Here is a 22697-nt window from a genome sequence, read left to right on the forward strand (position 1 = left end):
GGTGGCACACGGAACCCGGGCCGCGGCCGGGGTGCGCGTGATTTCGGAACTGGCGGAACTGGTGCGCGAGCGGGTGGCCGTCCCGGTGCGGGTCGCCTACGCGGACGTGCTCCAGCCCGACGGGACGACGGTGCTCGCGGAGGCGTCCGGCCCGGCCGTGGTCGTGCCCGCGTTCCTGGCGTCGGGGTACCACGTGCGGACCGACATCCCGGCCCAGATCGAGGCGAGCGGGCACCCGGCGGTGACCGTGACGCCGGCTTTCGGCGCGGCACCCGAGCTGATCGACGTGCTGGAGTCCCGGCTGCTCGACGCCGGGTACCGCGAAGGCGACGCCGTGGTGCTGGCGGCGGCCGGGTCCAGTGATCCTCGTGCGCTCAGCGAGGTCCGGGTGGCCGCGCGGGCGTTGCGGGCGCGGTTGGGCGTGCCGGTGCGGGTCGGGTTCGCCGCCACCGCGCGGCCGTCGATCGCCGAGGTGGTGGCTTCGCTGGGGGTATCGCGGGTCGCGGTGGCTTCGTGGCTGCTCGCGCCCGGGTTGTTCCACCGGCGGCTCGTCGACTCGGGTGCGGCCGTGGTGGCCGACCCGCTGGGCGCGCACGCCTCCGTCGCCGACCTCGTGGTCCGGCGCTACCAGTCGACCTTGGCGAGCGTGAGCCCGCGAGCCGCGGCGACCAGTTCGGCTTCCTCGGCGACGCGGTTCTGAGTGCCCGGGTCGAGCGGCCAGAACGACGTGACGGCGATCGACAGCCGTTTGCCGGAGGTCTTGGGGCGCCAGACACCGGCGATCTCCCCGTCGGCGAGCAGCGCGCCCGGGTTGCCGAGGATCTTCCAGATCTCCTTCTGGCGGGGCTTCTCCGGTACCAGCAGGTCGCGGTCCCTGGCCTGGAGCAGCGGGTCGGACGGCGGCAGCAGGCGCACGACGTCGGGCTCCGGCGGGTTCTCCAGCAGCGCGAGCGCGTCGGCCGGCAGGTAGCGCTTCTTGCCGTCGACCTGCACTTCCGCGAGGTCCGACGGCCACATGTCTTGGGCCACGGTCGCCGTGGTGCCGGAGAAGCCGCCCGCGTCACCGGGGGCGGCCGGACCGTGCAGGCGCAGGTAGGCCGCCATGACGGCGGTCGCGGCGGCGACGTCCGGCTTGGCCGGGACCGGGCCGCGGTTCTCCATCGGGGTCAGGGTCGCGGGGGACGCGTCCCGGACCAGTTCGAGCCCGGCGAGCGGCGCGGCCAGGCGCATGAGCTGTTCGAGGATGTGCGTCGCCCCGCAACCACGGCACCAGACCGAGAAACCGTCCGGTACGAGCTTGGTGACCGCGGTGCTCGCGGCCCCCTTGGTCATCGTCTTGCCGACGGCCTTGCGCAGGGCCTTGGCCGTGGCCGTCAGCGCCTCGGCCGCGGGGACACCGGCGCGGGCGACCTGGGCGCGCTGCCAGTTCATCCGCGCCTGGGCGTCCGCTTCGGACAGTGGGACCAGGCCGGCGACGAGGGTTTTCAGGTCCTGCCGCCGGTGCAGGTGCGGTGCCCCGCGGTGGGACCAGAGCAGGGCGAACCGGTCGTCGCCGGGGTCGGCCGGGGCGGGCAGCCGCGCGGCCAGCGCGATGGCCGGGCCACCGCGCTGGTTGTCCTGCACGCCGAGGTCGAACACGGCCAGGTCGTGCGGGTCGGCCGTCTCCCGGTGCAGGCCCTGCGCGGCGATCCGGTAGGCCATCACCTGCTGCCTGTCCATCGTGTCCGTCCTAAAGGGAGTAATCGAAGGTGTAGGACATCGCCGCTTCGCCCGCTGCGCCGGTGGCGGTGCCGGTGCCGCGGAGGCCGGTCAGCTCACCGGTGCCCGAGCCGTCGACCACGGTGAACGTGCCGTCGATGCCGCTGGCGTCGAACGCTACCTCGTGCCGGATCACGAAGCTGCCCTTGCGGCCGTCGACCGCGCCCTCGATGCGTTCGAAGCCGGGCGCGCGCTGGCCGGCGCCGTCGTAGTCCGGGCCGGTGTAGTAGAGGAGGTAGTCGCAGGAGGACTCGCCCTCGATCAGGCCCGAGTAGGTCATCACCGCGTGGGCGTGTGCGTACCGCGGCTGGCCTTCGGCGCCGCTGACCACGTTCTCTTCCCACGTCTTCGTCGCAAAGGTGTTCATGGGTCGTACTGTGCCGGGCTTACCTGACAGCTTGTGTCAGGTTTTCCGGGCATACTGGGTCCATGCGGGCGAGCAGGTTGCTGTCGGTGCTGCTGCTGTTGCAGAACCGGGGCCGGATGACGGCCGACGAGCTCGCCGGGGAGCTCGAGGTCTCGGTGCGCACGGTGTACCGCGACATCGAGGCGTTGTCGGCGGCCGGGGTACCGGTTTACGCCGATCGCGGGCGGACCGGGGGATACCAGCTGGTCGACGGCTACCGCACGCGGCTGACCGGGCTCACCGAGGAGGAGGCGCGGTCGCTGTCGCTGGCCGGGCTGCCCGCGGCGGCGTCCGAACTGGGGCTCGGGACCGTCCTCGCGGCGGCCCAGCTGAAGCTCTACGCGGCGTTGCCCGCGGACCTGCGTGATCGGGCGGCGAGCGTGTCGCAGCGGTTCTACCTGGACGTTCCCGGGTGGCACCGGGGAATCGAAAGCCTGCCGCAACTGGCGGAGGTGGCCGAGGCGGTGTGGCAGACGCGGCGGCTGCGGATCGAGTACCGGCGGTGGGGGAACCAGGAGGTCACGCGGGAGATCGAGCCGCTGGGACTGATCCTGAAAGGCGGCAGCTGGTACCTCGCCGCGCGATGTGAGGGCAACGACCGGACGTACCGGATCTCGCGCATCGAGGGCATGGAGACGCTGGGCGAGTTCAGGCGGCCTCTTGATTTCGACCTGGCCGAGTACTGGCGGGCGTGGTCGGAGCAGTTCGAGCGGCGGCTGTATTCGCGGCGTGCGGTGGTGCGCCTGTCCCCGCTGGCGCAGACGCTCGTACCGTTCTACCTGGGCGCGGTGGGTGCGCGGGCGTTGCGGGAGGCTTCGGCCGTGCCGGACGAGGCGGGGTGGGTCCAGCTGGAGTTGCCGGTGGAGCAGGGTCGCCCGGCGATCGGGGAGCTGCTGCGGTTCGGGGCGGGCTTGCAGGTGCTGGAGCCCGCCGACCTGCGCGAGGAAGTGGCCGAGGCGATTCGGGAGATGGGTGCGCACTATGGGTGAGCTGAGCGGCGTGACCATCGGGATCACGGCGGAACGGCGGGCCGAGGAGTTCATCGCGGCCCTGGAACGGCACGGCGCCGTGGTGCGGCACGCGCCGACGATCCGGATCGTGCCGTTGCCGGACGACGCCCTGCTGCGGACGGCGACCGACGCGGTGCTCTCCGCGCCGGTGGACTACTCGGCGGTGACCACGGGGGCAGGGTTCCGGGGCTGGGTCGAGGCCGCGGAGGGCTGGGGCCTTCGGGACGAGCTGCTGAGGCACCTCGGTGCTTCGCGGATCGTGGTGCGGGGTCCTAAGGCGAAGGGCGCGGTCCGGGGTTTCGGGCTGGCGGAAGAATGGTCGGCTCCGGGGGAGACGAATGCGGAATTGTTCGATCATCTGCTTCTTGAGGAATTGGCGGGCAAGCGGGTCGCGGTGCAGTTGCACGGGACGCCGTTGCCTGCTCTGACGGACTCGTTGGTGGTTGCTGGGGCTGAGGTTGTCGAGGTGCAGCCCTACCGGTGGGAATGGCCGGCTGACCTGGCTCCCGCGCATTCGCTGATCGACGATGTGCTGGGTGGTGGGGTTCGGGTACTGGCTTTCACCAGTGCTCCGGCGGTGGCGAACCTGCTTACTTTGGCTGGTCCTCGGTTGGATTCTTTGGTGGAGGCCCTGCGTACGCGGGTTGTTTGTGCCTGCGTCGGTTCTGTCACCGCGGCGCCGCTTACGGAGTTGGGGGTGCCTACTTTGCAGCCGGACCGGCCACGGCTGGGGGCGCTGGTGAAGCTACTGGTACGGGAGTTCTCCACCCCGGCCTCTTAGTGTCCATTGCGCGGCGGGCCCATCGAGGACGGGTGCCGTGAATGTGGCTTTCACGGCCGAATCCGCCGTGAAAGCCACATTCACGGCATGTGCCGAATCTTTAGAGGTCGTCTGGGGCGGGTGGGGTGGCGAGGGCTTCTCGGCCTACTTCTTCTTCGGTTTTGCCCTGTCGCCAGTAGCCGGTGAAGGTGATGGCTCGTTTGTCGAAGGTGCGTTCCCGGACGAGGTGGCGGCGGGCGAACTTCACCAGGCTCGCCTCCCCCGAGAGCCACGAGTAGGCCTTTCCGGCGGGCAGTTCGGCGGCGCGTACGGCCTCCAGGACAGCTTCCCCGTGTGGCCGCCCATTGCGCGCGATCCAGGTGATCTCGACGTCCTTCGCGGCGGTGTCGAAGGTCTGCTCGTCCTCCGGATCCCCGATCTCCACATAAGCCCGCACGACCGCGTCCTCCGGGAGCGACTCGATGATCGCGCCCACGGCCGGGATGGTCGACTCGTCGCCGACGAGTAGTTGCCATTCGGCGTCGTCGGGTGGGGTGTAGAGGGCGTGGGGCGGGGTCAGGAAGATCAGTTCGTCACCGACGGAAGCGCGCTCCGCCCAGGACGAGGCTGGGCCCACGTCGTGCAGGACGAAGTCGACGTCGAACTCCGAAGGGCGGATGGCGCGCACGGTGTAGGTGCGCATCGGCGGGCGTTCGGCGTCCGGCATGGCGAGGTAGCGCCGGTACCAGGTGAGCACCTCGCCGTCGTCCAGTGACGGCGGCAGGACGGGACGCTCGGCGCCGGGAACCGGGAAGAACAGCTTGACGTACTGGTCCGGACCCACGTCGGGAACCGTGGTGGCCACCTCGAAGGTGATCCGGGCCATGTGCGGCGTCAGCCGCCGGACGGCGGACACGTGGATCGGGTGGTACGTCGGGCTCGCCATTAGGCAAGGCTAACCATAGACGTCACCAGAGACCACCCTCGGGCTCCTCCTGATTCCATCGATACGTCCGCAGGTCCACCTTCTGCCCGTCCGCGAGCACACCTTCCGCGCGCAGCCGCGCCAGTTGCTCGTCGGCCAGGTGCGGCGCCGGGGTGCCGTTCGCGCGCAGGATCCGGTGCCACGGCAGGTCGGAACCGTCTTCGGCGAGGATGGCGCCCACCATCCGCGGCGAGGGGGCGCCGGCCAGGTTCGCGATGTCGCCGTAGGTGGAGACCTTGCCGGGCGGCACGTCGCTGATCACCGCCCGCACCCGTTCGTGCAGCTCTTCGTCCATGCGTACAGCTAACCGGACGACACCGACAGTTCCGAGCGGGTGCCGCTACACGGTGCCGATCACCTCCCGTGGTCCAATCGGGTGTGGCAAGCAGGACGAAGCACCGGGTGAGCGCGCGACTGGTGCGCCGCCCGGTCGTGCCGTCGCCACCCCGCCGCTGGGAGCCCGACGCCCGTCGTGTGCTCGGCGGACCGGTCGGGTTCGTGCGCGTGCTGGGCGGTCCGGGCACCGGGAAAACCACGCTGCTCGCCGAGGCCGTCACGCGCCGGATTCGGGACCAGGGCGTCGATCCCGAGCGCATCCTGGTGCTCACCACGTCGCGTCGCGCCGCGGAAGCGTTGCGTGCGGAAACCACGCGCCTGCTCAACGACGGTGATCCCGACGCACCCCGCACCATCCGCGAGCCGATCGTGCGCACAGTGCACTCGTACGCCTACGCCGTGCTGCGCCTGCAGGCGCGCCTGCGTGAGGAGCCCGCGCCACGCCTGCTCAACAGCGCCGAGCAGGACGTGATGATGCGCGAGCTGCTCGCGGGCGACCTCGAGCAGGGCGCGCTCGACTGGCCGGTCGAGCTGAGGCCCGCGCTGACCGTGCCGGGGTTCGCCGAGGAGCTGCGTGACCTGCTCCTGCGCGCCGCCGAACGCGGGCTCGGGCCGGAGGACCTGATCAAGCTCGGCGAGCAGAAGAACCGCGAGCAGTGGATCGCCGCGGGCACGTTCTGGCGGCAGTACGAGGACGTCAGCGCGTTGCAGGGAGCCGGTGGCAACGCGCTCGCGCTGCCCGGTGCCACCGCCTACGACGCGGCTGAGCTGGTCATTTCCGCGCTGGTCGCGTTGAACACCGAGCCGGACCTGATGCTGCGTGAGCAGAACCGCGTGCGGCACCTGTTCGTCGACGACGCCCAGCACCTCGACCCGCTGCAGTTCCGTCTCCTGCGCCACCTCGGCTCCGGTGCCGACGATTTCGTGCTCGCCGGTGACCCCGACCAGTCGATCTTCTCCTTCCGCGGCGCCGATCCCACGCTGCTGGAGCAGGCCGACCGCCGCGAGAACCGGACGATCCGGCTCACCCGCACCCATCGGCTCGCGCCCGCGATCGCCGCCGCGGTCAACCGGCTGGTCCGGCACCTCCCCGGCCCGCGGCGCCCGGAACTGCGCCCGGCCGAAACCGAGCCCGAAACCGAGACTGAGGACGAGCCCGACGAGGGCGTGGTCAAGATCCGGCTGCTGTCCACCCCCGCCGCCGAGGGCGCGTGGATGGCCGATCAGCTGCGCCGCGCCCATCTGATGGACGAAATCCCCTGGTCGGAGATGGCCGTGCTGGTGCGCTCGCCGTCCAGGACCTTCCCGGTGCTCATCCGCGCCCTGCGTGCGGCCGGGGTGCCGATCGCGGCGGCCTCCGAGGAACTGCCGCTGGCCAAGCAGCCCGCGGTCCGGCCGTTGCTGGCCGCGCTCCGGGCCGCCGATGATCCGTCCACTGTGGATGCCGACGTGGCGGAAATGCTGCTGGCCTCACCGTTGGGCGGCGCTGACCCACTGGCGTTGCGGCGATTGCGCCGCGGCTTGCGACGGCTGGAACTGTCGGCGGGCGGCGAGCGGTCCAGTGACGAACTGCTCGTGGAAGCGTTGCTGGAGAACGATCCGCTGACCGCGCTCGCCGACGCGGAGGCCGGTCCGGTGCGTCGCGTGGCGGGGCTGATCGCGACAGCGCGCGAGTCGATCCTGCAACACCGCAACGTGGAGAACGTGCTGTGGGACCTGTGGCAGGCCAGCGATCTCGAGGCGCGGCTGCTGCGGTTCGCCGATCGAGGCGGGTCGCTCGGCTCGCAGGCCGACCGCGATCTGGACTCGGTGGTGGCCCTGTTCCACGCCGCCGGTCGTTATGTCGACAGGTTGCCGCATTCCACGGTGACCGCGTTCGCCGACTACCTGACCTCGCAGCAGATCGCCGGTGACAGCCTCGCGCCCAAGGCCGCCCGCAAGGAGGGCGTCACGCTGCTCACCGCCCACGGGTCCGCCGGTCGTGAGTGGACGGTGGTCGCGGTGGTCGGCGCGCAGGAAGGCAGCTGGCCGGACCTGCGGCTGCGGGGATCACTGCTGGGCGTGGAGAAGCTGGTCGACCTGCTGTCCGGTGTGGATGGTGAGCAGGTGTCCGCGGCAGCGCCCTTGCTGGCGGAGGAACGCCGCCTGTTCTACGTGGCCGCCAGCCGGGCTCGGCGGACGCTGCTGGTCAGCGCGGTGCGTGGTGAGGACGAGCAGCCCTCGCGCTTCGTCGACGAACTGGACGAAGCCGCGCCGGACGAATCGTCGGCCGACCCGCGGTTGAAGACCGGTGGCCGGTCGCTGGTGCTCGCGGAACTGGTCGGCGAGTTGCGCCGATCCGTGTGCGACGCCGAGATGGACACCGAACGACGGCAGCTCGCCGCGCGCCAGCTGGCGAAACTGGCGGCAGCCGGGGTCCCCGGCGCGCATCCGTCCACTTGGTACGGGGTGCCGCAGCCGTCCACCGAGGTCGCGTTGTTCAACCCCGGGCAGTTGGTCAGCGTCTCGCCGTCCACTGTGGAGATCCTGGCGCGCTGCCCGTTGCGCTGGCTGCTGGAACGCCACGGTGGCGACGATCCCGCCCAGCTCGCGGCGGTCACCGGCACGCTGGTGCACGCGCTGGCCCAAGCCGCCGCCGAAGGCACGGACGACGACGACCTGAGGGCCGCGCTGGACGAGGCGTGGACGCGGGTCGACGCCGGTGCGCCCTGGTTCTCCCGGCGCGAACGCCGTCGCGTGGAACAGATGCTGGAAAACTTCATGGCCTGGCTGCGCACCAGCCGCGCCGAGCTGACCAGCGCCGGGAACGAGAAGGACGTGCAGGTCGTGCTGCCCCCGGAGCACGGCGACGGCGAGGACGAGCTGCTCGTGCGCCTGCGCGGGCGGGTCGACCGCCTGGAGCTGGACGAGCAGGGCCGTCCGGTGATCGTGGACATCAAGACCGGCAAGACCCCGGTCACCGCCACGGATGCCGAGCAGCACCCGCAGCTCGCGGCCTACCAGCTGGCCGTGCTGCTGGGCGCGTTCGGCGACCTCGGCACCGAGCCGGGTGGCGCCAAGCTGGTCTACGTGGCCAAGGCGAACAAGAAGACCGGTGCCACGGAACGGCAACAGGCCCCGCTCGACGAGGAAACCGGCCCCACCTGGCTGGAACTGGTCCGCCGTGCGGCCGGATCGGCTGCCGGGCCGGGCTTCGAGGCCCGGGAGAACGCGGACTGCCCGCGCTGCCCGGCACGCGGCTCGTGCCCGGTGCGCCCGGAAGGCCGTCAGGTGACCGGGCCATGACCGTGACGCTGCCCGGCGGACGCCCCCCGGACCCCCGGCGCGGGACGGCCGATCGCCTGGTCACCCCGGCCGACGTCGCCGAGGCGCTCGGCCTGCACCCGCCGACGCCTGAGCAGGCGGCGGTGATCGCCGCACCCACCGAACCGGCACTGGTGGTGGCCGGGGCGGGCGCGGGCAAGACCGAGACCATGGCCGCGCGCGTGGTGTGGTTGGTGGCCAACGGTTTCGTCACCCCGGAACAGGTGCTCGGCCTGACCTTCACCCGCAAAGCCGCACGACAGCTCGGGGAACGCGTGCGTGCGCGGCTGCGGCGGCTGGCCGGTTCCGGGCTGCTCGACCGGGTCGACCCGAGCGGTGGTCGCCGGGCGTCGGTGATGGCGGGCGAGCCGACCGTGCTCACCTACCACGCCTACGCCGGTCGGCTGCTGGCCGAGCACGGGCTGCGGCTGCCGGTCCGCCCCGGCGCGCGGTTGTTGTCGGAGACGGCATCCTGGCAGCTCGCGCATCGGGTGGTCTCGCACTGGGACCCCGATCTCGACACCGACAAGGTGCCGCCGACGATCACCGCGCACGTGCTCGGCCTGGCCGGTGAGCTGGGCGAACACCTGGTGTCCACGGACAGGCTGGCCGAGTACACGGCGTGGTTGTCCGCGTTGATCGAGAACGCGCCGAAGGCCAAGGGGCAGCGGGACTCGCTGCCGGTCAAGCTGCAGGAGATCGTTGCCGCGCAACGCTTCCGGCTCGCATTGTTGCCGCTGGTCGAGGCCTACCATGAGCGCAAACGAGCCGAAGGCGCGCTGGACTTCGCGGACCAGATGTCACTGGCGGCCGGGCTGGTCACCGACCACGAGGAGGTCGTGATCGGCGAGCGCGAGCGCTACACCGCCGTGCTGCTCGACGAGTACCAGGACACCGGGCACGCGCAACGCGTGCTGCTGCGCGGGTTGTTCGGCATGGGCGAGCACCCGTCGATGACGGTGACCGCGGTGGGTGACCCGGCGCAGGCGATCTACGGCTGGCGTGGCGCGAGCGCGGCGAACCTGCCGCGGTTCACCACCGACTTCCCGAAATCCACCGACGAAGGCCTCGCGCCCGCCGACGAATACGGTCTGCTGACCAGTTTCCGCAACCCGCCCGAGGTGCTGGTGCTGGCCAACGCCATCGTGGAACCGTTGCGGGCCAAGGGACTCGGTGTCAAGCAGCTGCGCGCACGGGTCGGCGCGCACCCGGCGGACGTCTCGGTCGCGCTGCTGCCGGACATCCGCGTCGAACGCGAATGGGTCGCCGAACGCCTGGCGGAACGCTGGTTCACCGCGATCGAGGCGACCGGCGAGCCGCCGACCGCCGCCGTGCTGGTCCGCCGCCGGGCCGACATGGCGCCGATCGCCGCCGAGCTGCGGGCGCGCGGGATGCCGGTGGAGGTGGTCGGTCTCGGTGGCCTGCTGGAGGAACCCGAGGTCGCCGACCTGGTCAGCACGCTGCGGGTGCTGGCGGACCCGTTGGCGGGCACGGCGGCCGCGCGACTGCTGACCGGCGCGCGCTGGCGGCTGGGCGCGGCGGACGTGAAGGCATTGTGGAGCCGGGCCGTCGAACTGTCCGCGGATCCCGCCGCTCCCAAGGAAACCGAGGCGACGCTGGTACCGGAACGGGCCGAGCACACCGGTCTGGTCGACGCGATCGACGATCCCGGTGAGGCGGACCGCTATTCCCGCGAGGGGTATCGTCGCATCCAGCGCCTCGGCGCCGAACTGGCCACTCTGCGGCGCAGGCTCGACCAGTCGCTGCCGGAGCTGGTGTCCGATGTGGAGCGGACCATGCTGCTCGACGTCGAAGCGCTGGCCCGGCCGAACGCCGCGGGCCGGGCCCACCTGGACGCCTTCGCCGACGTGGTCACCGAATTCGCCGAAACCTCGCCGACCGCCACGCTGATGTCCTTTTTGGACTATCTGGCCACCGCGGAGCACGCCGAGGACGGGCTCAGCCCCGGCGAGGTCGAGGTGGTGCCGGACCGCGTGCAGGTGCTCACCGTGCACGCCGCGAAGGGCCTGGAGTGGCAGTACGTGGCCGTTCCGCACCTGGTCAACGACGTGTTCCCGAGCAAGCGGCGGTCTTCCTCGTGGCTGCGCACGGTCACCGCGCTGCCCGCGAAGTTCCGCGGTGACGAGCAGGATCTGCCGAAGCTTCGGCTCTCCGGCGGCGAGAACCGTAAGGAAGTGCTCGAAGAACTGGAGCTGCACGAGGCGAACTTCGCCGATCGCGAGGCCGACGAGGAGCGCCGGCTCTGCTACGTGGCGCTGACCCGGTCCGAGCACGGACTCCTGGTTTCCGGGCACTGGTGGAACGAAAGCAGCGCGAAACCGAAGGGCCCGTCCACCTTCCTCAGCGAGGTGCGCGAGGTGGTGATCGAGGAGGGCGCGGGCGACCTCGGCGTGATCGAGCAGTGGGCCGACCCGCCGGAGAACGAGGAGGAGAACCCGCTCACCACCGCGACCCGGACCGCGGTGTGGCCGGTCGATCCCTTGGGCAGCAGGCGATCCGCGGTCACCGAGGGCGTCGAACTGGTGTTGGACGAACTGGCCGTGCTGAGCCGCCGTGACCCCGAGGAACCCGATCCGGACGAGGGCCACGAGGACCCCGACGGCTGGATCGCGGACACCGACGTGCTGCTCGCCGAACGGGCGAAGGCGGTGGGCCGGACCGAGGACATCGTGCTGCCCGACCACCTGTCGGTCAGCCAGCTGGTCGAACTGGCCGCCGATCCGGAGTCGCTGGCGGGCAAGCTCCGCCGCCCGCTGCCCGCGCCGCCGAACAGCTTCGCGCGCCGCGGCACGGCCTTCCACGCCTGGCTGGAACAGCGGTTCAGCGGCGACCGGCTGCTCGACTTCGAGGACCTGCCCGGCGCGGCCGACGACGAAGCGGTCGGCGACGGCGAGCTGGAACTGCTGCAGCGCGCCTTCGAGCACAGCGAATGGGCGAGCCGCACCCCGCACGACGTGGAGGTCCCGTTCTCCGCCGAGGTCGACGGCATCAACCTGCGCGGCCGGATGGACGCGGTGTTCGCCGACCCCGACGGCGGCTGGACCGTGCTCGACTGGAAGACCGGCGGCGTGCCCGGCCCGGACCGGCTGCCCGCGCTGTCGGTGCAGCTCGCCGCGTACCGGCTGGCCTGGTCGGTGCTGGCCGGGGTGCCGCTGGAGAAGGTACGTGCGGCGTTCCACTACGTGCGCGACGACCGCACGATCAGCCCGGTCGACCTGCTGGACTTCGACGGGCTGCGGGAAATCCTCCGCTCGGTACCGGAGGAATGAACGTGGCCGAAGTCACCGTCGGCTACGCTCCCCGCGTGATCCACGCACGCCTCGGGGAGCAGGCATGATCAAGCGCATCCCCTTCCAACTGGGCGACCGGTTGCACGACCAGCCCGACCACGAGCTCGTCGGCGTGATCAAGATGCCGGAGCACACGGTCAGCCCGCTGCGCGCGATCGTCAAGCGGGTGATCGGGGCGGGGCTGGCGCTGCTGGCCACCGTGCTGATCGTCTACCTGGACCGGGACGGCTACCGCGACGCCAACGGGGACGGGCTGACCTTCCTGGACAGCGTGTACTACGCCACGGTGTCGCTGTCGACCACGGGTTACGGTGACATCGCGCCGGCCACGCCGTCGGCCAGGTTCGTCAACGTCGTCATCATCACCCCGCTGCGGGTGCTGTTCCTGATCGTGCTGGTCGGCACGACGCTCGAGGTGCTCACCGAACGGTCGCGCCAGGCGTTCAAGATCCAGAAGTGGAGGCACAAGGTGCGGGACCACGTGGTGGTCGTCGGGTTCGGGACCAAGGGCCGGGCGGTGGTGAAGACGCTGCTCGGCGACGAGAACATCGAACCGAGCCAGATCGTCGTGGTGGACACCGACCAGCAGGCGCTCGACGCCGCCGGGGTGCTGGGCCTGGTGACCGTGCACGGCTCGGCCACGCGGTCGGACGTGCTGCGGGTCGCGGGGGTGCAGCGCGCGCGGGCGGTCGTGGTCGCCTCGAACCGCGACGACTCCGCGGTGCTGGTGACGCTGACCGCGCGGGAACTGGCGCCCAAGGCACACATCGTGGCTTCGGTGCGCGAGGCGGAGAACGTGCACCTGCTCAAGCAGTCCGGTGCGAACCAGGTGGTCATCTCCAGCGAGACGGCCGGGCGGCTGCTCGGCATGGCCACGTCCACGCCGCTGGTGGTGGACATGGTGGAGGACCTGCTCACGCCGGAGTCCGGGCTCGCCATCGCCGAGCGGCCGGTCGAGCCGTCGGAGGAGGGCGGTTCGCCGCGGCACCTGCCGGACATCGTGCTCGGGCTGGTGCGCGACGGGCAGTTGTTCCGGGTGGACGCCCCCGAGGCCGACGCGATCGAGCCGGGGGACCGGCTGCTCTACGTCAAGAAGGTCACCCCGGCGGAGCAGTCCAGCTGATGATCTTGGTCCGCCTGGGTTTTGCCAGGGGGATCTGGAACGATTGCCGTTGTGAGCGGGCAATCGGGGACTTCGCCGGAACGCGCTTCGGCGCGCTGGCGTGAGTTCGCCGTCGCCGCGCTCGCCGGGGTGCTCGTGGTGCTGGCTGTCTGGCTGACTCCGGGTGTACTCGGAGCGAACGGCGGCACCGACGACGTGGTGGTGCGGGCGACCGTGACGAAACCCCTGCCCTGTACGAATACGGGCGCTCGGGAAGGCGTCCGCGTGGAGGTCGACGGGCAGCGGCGGGATGCCACGTTGAGTGCTTGCGGGCACAGCGAAGGTGAACAGTTCGATGTGGCGGTGCCCTCGGATGCCGGCTCGGGCCCGCTTGAGGTGCGGATCGTCGCCGCCGCTCGGAACGACAACTCACTGCTGCAGCCGGTCGCACTGAGCCTGCTCGCGTTGAGCTGCCTGGCCGGCGGCACCTACGCCCACCTCTACCTACGAGGCCCCCGCCGCCGCCCCGTCCTAATCTAACCCCCACGCCCGCCCCCGAACCCCACGTTCACGCAGCCGAACCCCACGTTCAGGCAGCCGAGTTCAACGTTCGGGCAGCCGAACTTCACACTCAGGCAAGCGAACCCCACGTTCAGGAAGCTGAACCCCACGCTCGCGCGGCCGAACTCCGCACTCAGGCAAGCGAACCGCACGTTCAGGAAGCTGAACCCCACGCTCGCGCGGCCGAATTTCACGCTCAGGTAGCCGAGTTCAACGTTCGGGCGGCTGAACCCCACATTCGCCCAGCTTCGAACTCGTTTGCCCCAGTGCGGCACTCACGCGTCCGAGTGTGGAACTGGCTTGCCCCAGTGCGGAACTCGCGTGCACGAATGCGCGACTCGGCTGCGCGAGCGTGGTGTTCGGCTGCCCGAGTGTGGAACTCGGCTGCACGAAGGTGGGTTTCGGCTGCGCGAGCGTGCGACTCGGGTGCGTGAGTGTGGGGTTCGGCTTCCTGGGTGTGGGGTTCGGGTGCGTGAGGGTGGGGGTTGGGTTAGGAGACTGTGGAGCTGGCGGCGGAGAAGGTGTTGCAGTCGACGATTCGGTTGTCTTTGGCGCCTGCCCGCCACCATGAGGCGTAGTGCGCGTTCGTGCCGTGGTCCCGGCTGCCGGAGGTGTTGTCCCCGCGGGTTTCCTGGTCGTCCCAGGCTTTGTCGTACATGTCCCGGTTGATGGTGCCGCCGCGGTCCACGTGCGCCCCCAGGAACATGCCCGAGAAGCACTGCGCCTGCAGTTCCTTGCGCCGCGCCATTTCCAGGCCGGCTTCCGAGTTCTGCCCCGCCGCGTAGATCTCTTCCCACGCGGCGTCCATCAGCCCGGCGACCTCCTGCACGTGGTGCCCGTACTCGTGCGCGAACAGAGCCAGGTACACGCCGGGGTTGTTGCCGTACTGATCGGTCTGCAGACCGCGGAAGGGCACGTACAGGTTGTTCTCGCAGTAGTACGCCGCGGTCGCGATGCCCACCTGGATGTTGCCGCATTCGGTCTGGAAGCTCGAACCCGTCGGGAAGTGCAGGCTCGGCGGGGTGAACGGCAGGTTGTAGTGCTCCAGGAACGGCCCCCAAGCCGCGTCGAGGCACTGGCTGGCGGCGGTGAAGAACGCCTCCGCCGCCGACTGGTTGCTCTGCCACCCGGGCAGGTTGCACACGCGGTTCTTCAGCCCGGCCTGCGGATCCTGCAGGATCGGGTGATCGGCGAGCTGGTAGATCTTCTGCGGGCCGCTGCTCGACGGGCTTTCCGCCGACCGAGAGCTGCTCGGCGCGGACGTGCTCGACGACGCCGTGCTCGACGAACCACCCGTCGGCTCGGTCGGCGTGTCGCTCAGCGTGGCCGGGGCGATGGTGCCCGCGTCGGCCACCGAGTCCTTGTTCGAGCTGACCGCGACGACCACCACGATCAGGCTGACCACCAGCAGCACCGCGGCTCCGGCGCAGACGGCGATGAGCGGCCCGTTCGACTTCTTCGGCGGCCGCGGCGGACCCCCGTACGGCGGCAGCTGCTGGCCCCAGTGCGGCGGCGGGTACCCCGGCGGACCGGGCGCCGGGCGCGGCGGCGGCAGCGGGCCGGACGGGGGCTGCTGGCCCCGGTGGCCGTGCGGCGGCCACGGGCCCTGCGGCGGTTGCGTCATAAAGAGGATCCCCGGCTGTCTCCGGCACTGGTGGCCTAGGCGGTCACGACTGCCGAGAGCATATCCACTCACCCGCGCCGCCGGGGCCCTTCCGGGCGAATCACCACACACCGGCAGTACCGCCCCGGACCGTTCCGCCGAGTCGCATTGGCCTGGGCCGACCTGCTCTGAAAGAGTTGGCGGGGTCACCGAGACCGACCTTGGGCAGGAGCCGATGAGCGACACGAACGGGTGGGCGACCCCGGGCGGGCCACCCCCGCACCACCAGCCGCAGGGCTGGCCCCAGGCACCGCAACCGGGCCCCCGCTGGAACCCGGACGGGTACGGCAAACCGGGCGTGATCCCGCTGCGGCCGCTGAACGTCGGGGAGATCCTCGACGGCGCCTTCACCACGGTCCGGCGCAACCCGGCGGTGATGCTCGGCGTGTCGCTCGTGGTGGTGCTCATCACCCAGGCCATCGGCTTCCTGGTCACCCTCCCGCTGCTCGACGACCTCAACCGCGTGGCCGCCATCAGCGACGAGGTGATCACCGAGCGGCAGGCGCAGGACCTGCTGGGCGACCTGCTCGGCTCCAGTGCGCTGGTGGCCGTGGTGGGCGGGCTGGTCTCGGCCCTCGGTTCGAGCTTCCTGGACGGCTTCCTCACCGTCGTCGTCGGCAAGGCCATCCTCGGCCGCAAGCCGACCTTCGGCGAGGCGATGAAGGAGGCCGCGCCGCGGCTGCTGCCGCTGGTCGGGCTGACCATCCTCTACACCCTGATGATCTTCGTCGGGCTGCTGCTGTGCATCGTCCCCGGCGTGTACCTCGCGGTCGTCTTCGGCCTGGCCACGCCCGCGCTGGTGCTGGAGAAGGCGGGCGTCGGCACCGCGTTCAAGCGGTCCCTCCACCTGGTCAAGGGCGCTTTCTGGCGGGTGCTCGGGGTGCTGCTGCTGTCGCTGGTCATCGCCTGGGTGATCAACCAGGTGGTCTCGCTGCCGTTCGCGCTGGCCGGCGACTTCTCCAGCTTCTCCTCGATGTTCACCGGCGACCTGCCCGAGTACACCGTCTGGGGGACGGCGCTGACCACGCTCGGCACGGTGATCGCGCTGACGTTCACCACGCCGTTCTCCTCAGGCGTCCGCGCGCTGGTCTACATCGACCAGCGCATGCGCAAGGAGGGCATGGACCTGCAGCTGGCCCGTGCCGCCGCGGCCCCGGCCGCGCCGCCCGCCGGGTCCACGGACCTGACCCCGCCCTCCGGGCTGCCGCTGGGCCAGGTCACCGAACCGCCGGCCACCCAGCCGGAGCCCGCCAAAAGCACTGAGAGCACCGAAAGCACTGAACGCACGGAAAGCGCCGGAAGCACCGAGGAGGACAAGCCCAAGCAGGACCCAGAGCCGCCGCGCCCGTCATGATCCCGGTCGACATCGGCCGGGACGAGGCCGCCGAAGCGGCTCGACGGGAGCTCGCCGACCCGGCCTACCAGGCGGCCGAGCCGTCCTGGCTGGCCAAGGCGATGGAGTGGGTGCTGGCGCGGCTCGACGAGGTGTTCACGGCCGCGGCCGAGCTCACCACGGCGGGCCCGCTCGGCTGGGTGCTGCTCGGGTTGTTGTTGCTGGTCGCCGTCTTCGTGATCCGGCGGCGGCTCGGTCCGACCCGGCGGCGGGCGAAGGCTTCCCACGAGGTCTTCGACGGTGACAAGCTGACCGCCGCCGGGTACCGGCAGACCGCCGAGACCGCGCTGGCCGAAGGCAGGCTCGCCGACGCCGTGCGCGATCGGTTCCGCGCAATCGTTTGCGGTCTGGAAGAACGCGGTGTGCTGGACGTGCGGAGCGGGCGCACCGCTGACGAGGCCGCGACCGAGGCGGGCAGGCGACTGCCCGCGCTCGCGGACGAACTGCGTCAGGGCGCGACCCAGTTCGACGACGTGTTCTACGGCGGTCGCCCGGCCACCGAGCCGGGCTACCGGCGGCTGGTCGCGCTCGACGAAGCGGCGGCCGCGACCCGGCCGCTGGTCGGCGGAGCCGCCCGGTGACGTCGATCTCGCCCAGCGCCGAGAAGCTCTGGCGTGCCGCGAAGAAGCCGCTGATCATCCTGGCGGTCCTGCTCGCGGGCGTGCTCGCGCTGGTGATCATCCGCGGTGACGAAGGCGCGCGCGAGGAGCTGCACCCCGATTCGTACGCACCGGACGGCGGTCGTGCGCTCGCCCAACTGCTCCGGGCTCAGGGCGTGCGCGTCGATCAGGTGGACACCTTCGACGAAGCCCGGTCGGCGACCGGTGCCACGCTGCTGATCGCCCGGCCGGACCTGCTGCCGCCGGAGCGGCTCGTCGAACTGCGCGACCGGGCGCGGCAACTGGTGCTGGTCGGCGCGCAGGGGCCCGCGGTCGGTGCGGTGCTGCCCGGCACGGAGGTCGCCGGGATCACCGAGGTGCAGAACCGGCAGCCCGAGTGCCCGCTCTCGGCGGCGGTGGCCGCGGCCGAGGCGACCTCGGGCGGCGTCCGCTACGAACCGGGCGACGGCGTGCTCTCGTGTTATCCCGACGGCGAGGCGGGCACGCTGGTCCAGCGGTTCGGCGGTCCGCTGACGACGGTGACGCTGCTCGGCACGCCGGCTCCGCTGACCAACGCCCGGCTCGCCGAAGCGGGCAACGCGGCACTGGGCATGCGTGTGCTCGGAGCGAACGAACGCCTGGTCTGGTACCTGCCTTCGGCGACCGATTCGGCGTTGCGCGGTGACGAGAAGTCCTTCACCGAACTCGTGCCAGCAGGCCTGAAATTCGGGCTGGTGCAACTGTTTGTGGCCGCCGTCGTACTGGCGTTGTGGCGGGCCCGGCGGCTGGGACGGGTGGTCCACGAACCGCTGCCGGTGGTGGTCCGCGCGGCCGAAACGGTGGAAGGCCGGGCTCGGCTCTACCGCCGGTCCGGGGCGGCCGCGCACGCGGCCGGAACACTGCGCCACGCCGCCCGCACCCGGCTCGCGCCACGGGTCGGCCTGGCGCCCGACGTCGAACCGCCCGCGCTGATCGGCGCGCTCGCGGCCCGGACCGGCAGGCCGGGCGCGCAGGTGCACGCCCTGCTCTACGGTCCGCCGCCGGACCACGATCCGGCGCTGGTCCGGCTCGCCGATGAACTTGACCGACTCGAGAAAGAGGTCGACGACCGATGACGTCCGCTGCTGACGCCCGCGAGGCACTGATCGCGCTCCGTGCGGAGGTCGCCAAGGCCGTGGTGGGCAACGACGGCGCGGTGAGCGGGCTGATCGTGGCCCTGCTCTGCCGCGGGCACGTGCTGCTCGAAGGCGTGCCGGGGGTGGCGAAGACGCTGCTCGTGCGCTCGCTCGCGGCCGCGCTCGACCTGACCACCACGCGCGTGCAGTTCACCCCCGACCTGATGCCCGGCGACGTGACCGGCTCGCTGGTCTACGACGCGCGCACGGCGGACTTCTCCTTCCGCGAGGGGCCGGTGTTCACCAACCTGCTGCTCGCCGACGAGATCAACCGGACGCCGCCGAAAACCCAGTCGTCGCTGCTGGAGGCGATGGAGGAGCGGCAGGTCTCGGTGGACGGCAAACCGCGTGCGCTGCCGGATCCGTTCATCGTGATCGCCACGCAGAACCCGGTGGAGTACGAGGGCACCTACCCGTTGCCGGAGGCGCAGCTCGACCGGTTCCTGGTGAAGCTGACCATGCCGGAACCTTCGCGCGAGGACGAGTACGGAATCCTGTTGCGGCACGCGGAAGGCTTCGATCCGCGTGACCTGACCGCCGCCGGGGTGAAGCCGGTCGCCGGGCCCGCGCAACTGGCCGCCGGACGGGCCGCAGTGGCGGACGTGAAGCTGCGGCCCGAAGTGATCGCCTACATCGTCGACCTGTGCCGGGCGACGCGGACTTCGCCGTCGGTCCGGCTCGGGGTCTCACCGCGTGGGGCGACCGCGTTGCTGGCGGCGGCGCGGGCGTGGGCGTGGCTGGCCGGTCGTGACTACGTGACGCCGGACGACGTGAAAGCGCTGGCCAGGCCCGCCCTGCGACACCGGCTCGGGCTGCGGCCGGAGGCCGAGCTGGAGGGCGCGACCGCGGACGGGGTGCTGGAGCGGGTGCTCGCTTCGGTGCCCGTGCCGCGCTGATGGCGATCACCGGGCGCGCCGGGCTGGTCGCGCTGGCGGGTGTGGTGGTGGCGGTGCTGTGGCCGTCCGGGCTGACCTTGCTGGTGCTGGCTTTGGTGCTGGTGCTGGCGATCGGGGTCGACCTGGCGCTCGCGGCGAGTGTCCGTGCGCTGACTTTTTCGCGCTCCGGCGCCGATTCCGTGCGGTTGGGTGAGACCGCCGAGGTGACGCTGACGGTGGAGAACCCGGGAACGCGGACGTTGCGCGGCCGGCTTCGTGACGCGTGGCAGCCGAGCGCGGGGATCGCCGAGGATCGGCATTCCGTGGTGATCCCCGGTGGGGAGAGCCGTCGCGTGGTGGCTGTGCTGACGCCGACGCGTCGCGGGGATCGGCGGGCCGCGGCGGTAACCGTACGATCGTTCGGTCCGTTGGGGCTGGCCGCGCGGCAGGGTTCGCACGAGGTGCCGTGGACGTTGCGGGCGCTGCCGCCGTTCCACAGCCGCCGTCACCTGCCCGCGCGGCTTTCGCGGCTGCGGCAGCTGGACGGGCGGCAGGCGGTGCTGGTCCGCGGGCAGGGCACGGAATTCGACTCGTTGCGCGAGTACGTGATCGGCGACGACGTGCGCTCGATCGACTGGCGTGCCTCGGCCCGGGCGGCCGACGTGATGGTGCGGACCTGGCGGCCGGAGCGGGACCGGCACGTGGTCCTGGTGCTGGACACCGGCCGGGTGTCGGCGGGCCGCGTCGGCGATGTGCCGCGGCTGGACGCTTCGATGGACGCGGCTCTGCTGCTGGCCGCGCTGGCCGAGCGGGCGGGGGACCGGGTGCAGCTGATCGCCTACGACCGCGCCCTGCGGGCTTCGGCGTCGGGGGCGGGGCCGTCGCTGGTGAACTCGATGGCGCCGCTGGAGGCGGAACTGGTCGAGCCGGATCTGCGCGGCATGGTCACCGAAGTGCTGCGGCGGGCGGGGCAGCGGTCGCTGGTGGTGCTGTTCACCGGCCTGGACGCGGCGCCGGTGCAGGATGGTCTGGTGCCGGTGCTCACTTCGCTGACCGCGCGGCACCAGGTACTCGTGGCGGCGGTGGCGGACCCGCGGGTGTGGGAAATGGCGCGGGCGCGGGGTGACGCCGAGGCCGTCTACGACGCCGCGGCCGCGGAACGAACGCTCGCGGAACGGCGGCAGGTCACCAGCCTGCTCGGCAGCCGCGGCGTCGAAGTGGTGGACGCCGTACCCGCCGAACTGGCCCCCGCACTGGCGGACCGCTACCTGGCCCTCAAAGCCGCCGGCCGCCTCTAACCCGCCTCTTCCACCCGCCCCCACGCCTACCCGAACGCGGAACTCGCCCACCCGAACGCGGGCCTCAGCTTCCCGACTGTGGATCTCGGCTTCCTGAACGTGAGACTCGGCTTCCTGAGTGTGGGACTCGGGCAGCTGAACTCCACGTTCAGGAAGTCGAATGCTGCGTTCAGGAAGGCGAACCCCGCGTTCGTGACAGGGGTAGGGGATCAGGCGGAGGTGGGGGCGGTGTCGGCGCTGAGGCGGGTGTCCAGGTCCCCGGTTTCCCCGGCCAGCGCGGCTCGCCTGCCCACGAGGAAGACGTAGGCGAAGAACACGAGTTCGGCGACCACCCCGATCCCCACCCGCGACCAAGTCGGCAGGCCCGAAGGCGTCACGAAGGCTTCGATGACCCCGGTGACCAGCAGTACGCACGCCAGTCCCAGCGCCATCAGCACCACGGTCCGGCCCTCTTCGGCGAGGGCGGCGGCTCGTGTGCGGCGGCCGGGGTCGATCACCGTCCAGCCGAGTTTCAGGCCCGTGCCCGCGGCGACGAAGACCGCGGTCAGCTCCAGCAGGCCGTGCGGGGTGATCAGGCCGAGGAAGATGTCGAGCCGCCCGGCCGCGGCCATCAAGCCGCCCGACGTGCCGACGTTGAGCACGTTGGTCGCCAGGATGTACAGCACCGGCAAGCCGAACAGCACCCCGAGCAGCAGGCAGCCCGCCGCCACCCACGCGTTGTTCGTCCACACCCGCGCGGCGAACGAAGCCGCCGGGTCGCTGGAGTAGTACGACTCGAAGTCACCGCCGGGCGCGGTCAGCTGCCGGACCTCCTCCGGCGCGGCCACGCTCGCCTGCACGTCCGGGTTCATCGCGATCCACGCCGAAACCGCGGCCGAAGCCAGCAGTGAGACCACCATCACCGGCACCCACCAGTGCCAGCTCCGGTAGACCGCCGCCGGGAAGCGGCGCGTGAAGAACAGGCCGAACTCCCGCCACGCGGGGCTGTGCGTGCCGGTGACCGCCGAGCGCGCGCGGATCACCAGCGCGGACAGGTGCTCGATGAGCGCCGGGTCCGGGGCTTTCGCGCGGAGCGTGGACAGGTGCGTGGCCGTGCGCTGGTAGAGCAGCACCAGTTCGTCGGCTTCGGCACCGGTCAGCCTGCGGCTGCGCTTGGTCAGCTCCTCGAGCCGGTCCCACGCGGGCCGGTGCGTGGCGACAAAGACGTCGACGTCCAATCCCGGTCCGTTCCCCTCGGTTCCAGTCCGCCCGACAGTACTACTCTCGGGCCGAACCCCATGTCTGCGAGGGAGCGAGATGTCCGAACTGGTCACCGGGGACGCCGTGGTGCTGCGGCTGCGCGTCGCCGCCGTGCCCACCCGCTGCCTGGCCTTCCTGCTCGATGTCCTGCTGCAGGCGGCGGTGTTGTTCGGGCTGCTGCTGGTCGCCGGGCTGGCGCTGGCCACCACGCTCGACGAGGCGCTGTTCCTCACTGTCTCGCTGGTGCTGGTCGTGCTCACCCTGGTCGGCTACCCGGTGGCGATGGAAAGCCTGTCGGGCGGCCGCACCCTCGGCAAGATGGCGCTGGGCCTGCGCGTGGTCCGCGACGACGGCGGCCCGATCCGGTTCCGCCACGCGCTCACCCGCGGCCTGGCCGGGTTCTTCGTCGACTTCTGGGCGCTCGGCCTGGCCGGCGCGGTCGCGCTGGTGGTCGCCTTCCTCTCCGGCCGCGGCAAGCGGGTCGGCGACTACCTGGCGGGCACCGTGGTGATCTCCGAGCGCACCCCGGCCGCGATCACGCCGGTGATCGTGATGCCGCCCGGCCTGGAGCACTGGGCCGCGCACCTGGACCTCGCGCACCTGCCGGACGACGCCGCGCTGCAGGCACGCCAGTACCTCGGCCGCTGGAGCGAGTTCAGCGAGGACGCCCGGTCGCAGCTCGGCTTCCAGATCTCGCGGGAGATCGCCGACGCCATCGGGACGCCGGTGCCGCCGGGCATGCCGTACTGGACCTATTTGTCCGCCGTGCTCGCGGAACGACGACGCCGTGATCACGCCCAGGCGTGGGCCCAGCAGCCGCCCGGTCCCACGCCACCGCCGCCCGGGCCGCCGCCCGGTGCGCAACCCTTCGCCCCGCCGAGCTGAGCCGTGGGGAACATGAGGACGAACGCCGGTAAAAATAC

20 protein-coding genes are annotated in these 22697 nt (G+C 71.5%); 13 read left to right on the plus strand and 7 right to left on the minus strand.

All coding sequences use genetic code 11. The annotated features are described in order from the left end of the window. The first annotated feature begins 1 nt into the window (after position 1). Positions 2-700: a sirohydrochlorin chelatase gene (locus JOM49_RS11840; RefSeq protein ID WP_308158718.1), complete on the plus strand. Its 699-nt coding sequence runs from the start codon at positions 2-4 to the stop codon at positions 698-700. On the opposite strand, the gene JOM49_RS11845 is transcribed toward JOM49_RS11840, so the two are convergent. Both JOM49_RS11845 and JOM49_RS11850 read right to left on the minus strand, forming a co-directional pair. Then, the gene (locus JOM49_RS11845) at positions 625-1719 is read right to left on the minus strand and encodes a DNA glycosylase AlkZ-like family protein (RefSeq protein WP_209664346.1); all 1095 of its coding nucleotides are present in this window, start codon (positions 1717-1719) and stop codon (positions 625-627) included. The two genes, JOM49_RS11840 and JOM49_RS11845, sit on opposite strands and share 76 nt — an antisense overlap. A 10-nt stretch (positions 1720-1729) precedes the next feature. Then, positions 1730-2125 carry a DUF3224 domain-containing protein gene (locus tag JOM49_RS11850; RefSeq protein WP_209664347.1) on the minus strand — a complete coding sequence of 132 codons (396 nt, stop codon included), beginning with the start codon at positions 2123-2125 and terminating at the stop codon, positions 1730-1732. A gap of 62 nt (positions 2126-2187) precedes the next feature. On the opposite strand from JOM49_RS11850, the gene JOM49_RS11855 reads away from it, so the two are divergent. Together JOM49_RS11855 and JOM49_RS11860 are read left to right on the plus strand one after the other, a co-directional pair. Continuing rightward, a complete protein-coding gene (locus JOM49_RS11855; RefSeq protein ID WP_209664348.1) occupies positions 2188-3153 on the plus strand; it encodes a helix-turn-helix transcriptional regulator in 966 nt (321 codons plus the stop codon). Further along, positions 3146-3955, plus strand: coding sequence for a uroporphyrinogen-III synthase (locus JOM49_RS11860; protein ID WP_209664349.1), 810 nt, complete (start codon positions 3146-3148; stop codon positions 3953-3955). Before JOM49_RS11855 ends, JOM49_RS11860 begins: the two co-directional genes overlap by 8 nt. A gap of 100 nt (positions 3956-4055) precedes the next feature. Here JOM49_RS11860 and JOM49_RS11865 read toward each other — a convergent pair whose 3' ends face one another. Together JOM49_RS11865 and JOM49_RS11870 are read right to left on the minus strand one after the other, a co-directional pair. Beyond that, on the minus strand, positions 4056-4880 hold the full coding sequence (locus JOM49_RS11865) for a siderophore-interacting protein (protein WP_209664350.1): 825 nt from the start codon (positions 4878-4880) through the stop codon (positions 4056-4058). A gap of 22 nt (positions 4881-4902) precedes the next feature. Continuing rightward, positions 4903-5214, minus strand: a complete 312-nt coding sequence (locus JOM49_RS11870) for an MGMT family protein (protein ID WP_209664351.1) — start codon at positions 5212-5214, stop codon at positions 4903-4905. A 107-nt stretch (positions 5215-5321) separates the two neighbouring features. Between JOM49_RS11870 and JOM49_RS11875 the strand changes: the two genes are divergently transcribed. The 4 genes from JOM49_RS11875 to JOM49_RS11890 all read left to right on the plus strand — a co-directional run bounded on the left by JOM49_RS11875 (position 5322) and on the right by JOM49_RS11890 (position 13511). Continuing rightward, a complete protein-coding gene (locus JOM49_RS11875) occupies positions 5322-8540 on the plus strand; it encodes an ATP-dependent helicase (protein ID WP_308158719.1) in 3219 nt (1072 codons plus the stop codon). Then, positions 8537-11848: an ATP-dependent helicase gene (locus tag JOM49_RS11880; protein WP_209664352.1), complete on the plus strand. Its 3312-nt coding sequence runs from the start codon at positions 8537-8539 to the stop codon at positions 11846-11848. The genes JOM49_RS11875 and JOM49_RS11880 overlap by 4 nt, the downstream gene beginning before the upstream one ends. Positions 11849-11912: 64 nt before the next feature. Further along, a complete protein-coding gene (locus JOM49_RS11885; RefSeq protein WP_209664353.1) occupies positions 11913-12992 on the plus strand; it encodes a potassium channel family protein in 1080 nt (359 codons plus the stop codon). A 51-nt stretch (positions 12993-13043) separates the two neighbouring features. Next, entirely contained in the window at positions 13044-13511 is a 468-nt protein-coding gene (locus tag JOM49_RS11890) for a hypothetical protein (protein WP_308158720.1), read from the plus strand. Here JOM49_RS11890 and JOM49_RS11895 read toward each other — a convergent pair. Then, entirely contained in the window at positions 13508-13768 is a 261-nt protein-coding gene (locus JOM49_RS11895; RefSeq protein WP_209664354.1) for a hypothetical protein, read from the minus strand. The two genes, JOM49_RS11890 and JOM49_RS11895, sit on opposite strands and share 4 nt — an antisense overlap. Positions 13769-14022: 254 nt before the next feature. Then, a complete protein-coding gene (locus JOM49_RS11900; RefSeq protein ID WP_209664355.1) occupies positions 14023-15156 on the minus strand; it encodes a neutral zinc metallopeptidase in 1134 nt (377 codons plus the stop codon). Positions 15157-15370: 214 nt separating this feature from the next. On the opposite strand from JOM49_RS11900, the gene JOM49_RS11905 reads away from it, so the two are divergent. From JOM49_RS11905 to JOM49_RS11925, 5 genes are read left to right on the plus strand one after another with little or no spacing between them, the layout of a single operon-like run. Beyond that, a complete protein-coding gene (locus tag JOM49_RS11905) occupies positions 15371-16549 on the plus strand; it encodes a DUF7847 domain-containing protein (protein ID WP_209664356.1) in 1179 nt (392 codons plus the stop codon). Next, positions 16546-17169 carry a DUF4129 domain-containing protein gene (locus tag JOM49_RS11910; protein WP_209664357.1) on the plus strand — a complete coding sequence of 208 codons (624 nt, stop codon included), beginning with the start codon at positions 16546-16548 and terminating at the stop codon, positions 17167-17169. Before JOM49_RS11905 ends, JOM49_RS11910 begins: the two co-directional genes overlap by 4 nt. Next, positions 17166-18302: a DUF4350 domain-containing protein gene (locus JOM49_RS11915; protein ID WP_209664358.1), complete on the plus strand. Its 1137-nt coding sequence runs from the start codon at positions 17166-17168 to the stop codon at positions 18300-18302. The genes JOM49_RS11910 and JOM49_RS11915 overlap by 4 nt, the downstream gene beginning before the upstream one ends. Then, a complete protein-coding gene (locus JOM49_RS11920) occupies positions 18299-19258 on the plus strand; it encodes an AAA family ATPase (RefSeq protein WP_209664359.1) in 960 nt (319 codons plus the stop codon). Before JOM49_RS11915 ends, JOM49_RS11920 begins: the two co-directional genes overlap by 4 nt. Beyond that, positions 19258-20535: a DUF58 domain-containing protein gene (locus JOM49_RS11925; RefSeq protein ID WP_209664360.1), complete on the plus strand. Its 1278-nt coding sequence runs from the start codon at positions 19258-19260 to the stop codon at positions 20533-20535. The genes JOM49_RS11920 and JOM49_RS11925 overlap by 1 nt, the downstream gene beginning before the upstream one ends. Before the next feature lie 209 nt (positions 20536-20744). On the opposite strand, the gene JOM49_RS11930 is transcribed toward JOM49_RS11925, so the two are convergent. After that, positions 20745-21752: a stage II sporulation protein M gene (locus JOM49_RS11930; RefSeq protein ID WP_209664361.1), complete on the minus strand. Its 1008-nt coding sequence runs from the start codon at positions 21750-21752 to the stop codon at positions 20745-20747. Positions 21753-21831: 79 nt separating this feature from the next. Here JOM49_RS11930 and JOM49_RS11935 point away from each other — a divergent pair, with 79 nt between their 5' ends. Further along, entirely contained in the window at positions 21832-22659 is an 828-nt protein-coding gene (locus tag JOM49_RS11935; RefSeq protein ID WP_209664362.1) for an RDD family protein, read from the plus strand. Positions 22660-22697: the final 38 nt, after the last annotated feature.

The organism is Amycolatopsis magusensis (assembly GCF_017875555.1).
Lineage (GTDB): Bacteria > Actinomycetota > Actinomycetes > Mycobacteriales > Pseudonocardiaceae > Amycolatopsis > Amycolatopsis magusensis.

What these genes read in the sequence shown, in the direction of transcription:
- JOM49_RS11885 (WP_209664353.1), top strand. Translation starts at nt 11,913, where the DNA reads ATGATCAAGCGCATCCCCTTCCAACTGGGCGACCGGTTGCACGACCAG.
- JOM49_RS11905 (WP_209664356.1), top strand. Translation starts at nt 15,371, where the DNA reads ATGAGCGACACGAACGGGTGGGCGACCCCGGGCGGGCCACCCCCGCAC.
- JOM49_RS11900 (WP_209664355.1), bottom strand. Translation starts at nt 15,156, where the DNA reads ATGACGCAACCGCCGCAGGGCCCGTGGCCGCCGCACGGCCACCGGGGC.
- JOM49_RS11855 (WP_209664348.1), top strand. Translation starts at nt 2,188, where the DNA reads ATGCGGGCGAGCAGGTTGCTGTCGGTGCTGCTGCTGTTGCAGAACCGG.
- JOM49_RS11865 (WP_209664350.1), bottom strand. Translation starts at nt 4,880, where the DNA reads ATGGCGAGCCCGACGTACCACCCGATCCACGTGTCCGCCGTCCGGCGG.
- JOM49_RS11935 (WP_209664362.1), top strand. Translation starts at nt 21,832, where the DNA reads ATGTCCGAACTGGTCACCGGGGACGCCGTGGTGCTGCGGCTGCGCGTC.
- JOM49_RS11850 (WP_209664347.1), bottom strand. Translation starts at nt 2,125, where the DNA reads ATGAACACCTTTGCGACGAAGACGTGGGAAGAGAACGTGGTCAGCGGC.
- JOM49_RS11910 (WP_209664357.1), top strand. Translation starts at nt 16,546, where the DNA reads ATGATCCCGGTCGACATCGGCCGGGACGAGGCCGCCGAAGCGGCTCGA.
- JOM49_RS11880 (WP_209664352.1), top strand. Translation starts at nt 8,537, where the DNA reads ATGACCGTGACGCTGCCCGGCGGACGCCCCCCGGACCCCCGGCGCGGG.
- JOM49_RS11870 (WP_209664351.1), bottom strand. Translation starts at nt 5,214, where the DNA reads ATGGACGAAGAGCTGCACGAACGGGTGCGGGCGGTGATCAGCGACGTG.
- JOM49_RS11925 (WP_209664360.1), top strand. Translation starts at nt 19,258, where the DNA reads ATGGCGATCACCGGGCGCGCCGGGCTGGTCGCGCTGGCGGGTGTGGTG.
- JOM49_RS11920 (WP_209664359.1), top strand. Translation starts at nt 18,299, where the DNA reads ATGACGTCCGCTGCTGACGCCCGCGAGGCACTGATCGCGCTCCGTGCG.
- JOM49_RS11845 (WP_209664346.1), bottom strand. Translation starts at nt 1,719, where the DNA reads ATGGACAGGCAGCAGGTGATGGCCTACCGGATCGCCGCGCAGGGCCTG.
- JOM49_RS11860 (WP_209664349.1), top strand. Translation starts at nt 3,146, where the DNA reads ATGGGTGAGCTGAGCGGCGTGACCATCGGGATCACGGCGGAACGGCGG.